Origin of the sequence: Ligilactobacillus aviarius (assembly GCF_001654615.1) — a bacterium.
Taxonomy (GTDB): domain Bacteria; phylum Bacillota; class Bacilli; order Lactobacillales; family Lactobacillaceae; genus Ligilactobacillus; species Ligilactobacillus aviarius_B.
The window spans coordinates 1-2353 of the sequence record NZ_LWUD01000044.1 but is presented as its reverse complement, the minus strand read 5'-3'; the positions used below and the strand labels follow the sequence as shown (position 1 = coordinate 2353).

The 2353-nt window shown below is 36.3% G+C and carries 3 protein-coding genes; 2 read left to right on the top strand and 1 reads right to left on the bottom strand.

Annotation, left to right across the window (positions count from 1 at the left end; translation table 11 throughout):
- A partial coding sequence (locus tag A3O17_RS06070) for a transposase family protein (protein ID WP_191979382.1) occupies positions 1 to 437 on the bottom strand: 437 nt, incomplete at its 3' end.
- Positions 438 to 721: 284 nt separating this feature from the next.
- On the opposite strand from A3O17_RS06070, the gene A3O17_RS06065 reads away from it, so the two are divergent.
- Both A3O17_RS06065 and A3O17_RS06060 read left to right on the top strand, forming a co-directional pair.
- Positions 722 to 1669 carry a DMT family transporter gene (locus tag A3O17_RS06065; RefSeq protein WP_064213142.1) on the top strand — a complete coding sequence of 316 codons (948 nt, stop codon included), beginning with the start codon at positions 722 to 724 and terminating at the stop codon, positions 1667 to 1669.
- Positions 1670 to 1780: 111 nt separating this feature from the next.
- On the top strand, positions 1781 to 2338 hold the full coding sequence (locus A3O17_RS06060; protein WP_064213141.1) for a hypothetical protein: 558 nt from the start codon (positions 1781 to 1783) through the stop codon (positions 2336 to 2338).
- Positions 2339 to 2353 lie beyond the last annotated feature (15 nt).

Here is a 2353-nt window from a genome sequence, read left to right as displayed (position 1 = left end):
CAATGACGGTTAATAATACGAATTACTGATGAAGCAGAACAACCATACATTTTAGCAATTTGAGTGGCAGTTAATGAAGAGCAGGCTTGAGCAAGGATATCTTCATCAAACCGTTTAGAAAGTGAATGATTGAATTCAACAATATCAGTTTTAGCACCAAAGGTGGAGTTACAATGGTAACACCGATAACGTTGTTTAGCCAGTTTGAGAATATAACGATCACCATTAAAACTACTTAAGCGGATTTTTGTTTGACGTGTTCCATTTTTAATTACATCGGGGAATCCGCAGTTTTCACAACGTTCAACGTCGTAGGAAAGTTTGGCTTCAATAATATGACATTGAACCCCATTAATAGTCTGATGAGAAATATCATTAATTTTGATATTCTTATCTTCAATTCCGACCAATTTTAAGATAGAATTACTTATGGACATTTCCTAACACTTCTTTCAATAGAGTTTGGTCGCTTTAATTGTATTATAGAAGGACAGGAATGTCCTTTTTATTTTGCCTAAAAGCAAAAAAATAGTATTGATGATATTTTCACCAATACTAAATGTTATAGACCCATTGATTGAAGGTCGCGTAGAAGAACGTGATCTTCTTTTTTTGTAAAAAAATTTGAATTCTATGTAATAAAAAGTAACATCAAATGTAGATTTTATTTCTTTTTATGCTATAATACACTCGTTATTATTTTTATTTGGAGGGAAAGTTGATGGCAAAAAAATCCAGTAAGGTTGCTCGCGGAATCGTCATTGCGGCAGCAGCTTCAATGATGTGGGGAATTTCAGGAACATGTTTGCAGTTCATTTCACAAAACCAAAACATTCCTGAAAATTGGTTCTTATCAGCACGGACACTTGGTGCAGGGCTGATTTTGCTGCTGATTAGTTTAATTATGTATCGCGGAAAAGTTTTTCATGTTTTCAAATCATGGAAGAACATTGGTTGGCTGTTCGCATATGCGATTCTTGGATTGATGGCAAATCTTTTTACATTCTATAAATCAATTCAATTTGGTGGAAACGCCGAAGCTGCAACCATTTTGCAATATTTGAGTCCGTTATTTATTGTTTTGGGAACGGTGATTTTCAGACGGCAAATGCCTTATAAGTCAGATGTATTTGCGTTTATCATTGCATTAGCCGGCGTTTTCCTTGCATTAACCAAGGGGGACTTCTCCCAACTTTCAATTTCAACGAGTTCATTGATGTGGGGCTTAGGATCAGGGTTAACGGCCGCATTTTATGTTGTTTTACCGCGGAACATCGTTAAAGATCCTGATAACCCACCATTGGTCGTTCTTGGATGGGGAACTTTAATTGCTGGATTCTTCTTTAACTTGCATCAACCAGTTTGGGTCGGAACACCGAAGATTACTGGAACATTGATTGCTTCAATGTTAACGGTTATCTTCCTTGGAACGATCATCCCGTTCGGGTTATTACTATATGCAACGCACTATGCTCCGTCAGACGTTATCAGTATTATGGATGCGGTTCAACCAATCACAACTTCAATTTTAAGTATCATCTTCTTTAAGATGGGTATGAATTGGGTCGAAATTGTCGGAATTGTATTGGTAATTATTGGTGTTTACATCTTACAACGCGGACAGAAAAATATTGAAAACTCCGAAGAGCATTTTCGAGCCGATGTATAAAAATGAATAAATATTGAAAACTTTGTAAATCCGGCACTTCTTACTGATTTTAAGGATTCAAATGTGATACAATTTATTTAGAATAAGTTTAGTAAGAGGTGGGCGATCAATATGGAATTAAGTCAAATTTTACAGAAATCAATTTCACAAATCGCTCTTTCAGGACAAGGAGTAAAAACGTATCTCGTTTCACAGATTCCACGCCAATTATTGACGCAGGCATGGCGGACTTTTTGCCCGCAGGAGAAGCGGACTTCGATTCTTGCGTTGATTGATACTTCCTTTTTTCAAAATGGCAAGGAAGGATTCGTCTTTACTCAAAATGCATTGTATATTCGGGAAGCAATGCATCGCGTAAAGGTTTTTCCGTATGATCGAATCAATGCAATTATTTATTTTCAAGCTCTTTCAACGTATTCAGGAAAGAATAGCATTTCAATGGAAATCGACAGTAAAGATTATGATTATGAAATCAGTAATGTGTTATTGAAGGGAATCAATACTGATCGATTTAACCGGATGTTACAGCAAATTGTTTCCCTATATCGGCCAGATGAACGTCACGAGATTGAAGAAGAGTTGGAAGATAGTGAAACTCAGATTGCGCATCCAGAAAAATTTAAACCGCATAAATTTAAGGATGGCGATCCGCAGATTTATCAGAAATAAAAACCACGCCTCAAA